At 53.7% G+C, this 352-nt stretch carries 1 protein-coding gene; it reads right to left on the reverse strand.

Annotation, left to right across the window (positions count from 1 at the left end):
* A partial coding sequence (locus KP705_RS19770) for a transposase (protein ID WP_374195582.1) occupies positions 1-352 on the reverse strand: 352 nt, incomplete at both ends.

Here is a 352-nt window from a genome sequence, read left to right on the forward strand (position 1 = left end):
AAATGGACAAGGAAGCGCATGAAGGAGAGGCGATCGTTGATCAGATATTCCGTCCGTTTGTCGGACAAATTGTTCAGCGTCTGGATCACCAGGATCCTGAACATCAACACTGAATCGAACGGCGGTCGCCCGCCCTTGCTTCCATCTGAATAGGCCAGTGCCTTCTCCAGATCAGGACGGAACACTTCAAAATCCACAGTCCGGGAAAATGCTTCGAGCTCATCACCAAGCCCGCTCAAGCGAGTCAAACGCTCAGTGACTAAGCCGACCGTTTTGGCATCGGGCACGCGGTCCGACAGCCCCAATCCCAGAAATCGCATGAACGACAGGCGGTCGTTGATCAGATACTCTG

This window comes from Gluconobacter sp. P1D12_c (assembly GCF_018812105.1).
Lineage (GTDB): Bacteria > Pseudomonadota > Alphaproteobacteria > Acetobacterales > Acetobacteraceae > Gluconobacter > Gluconobacter oxydans_A.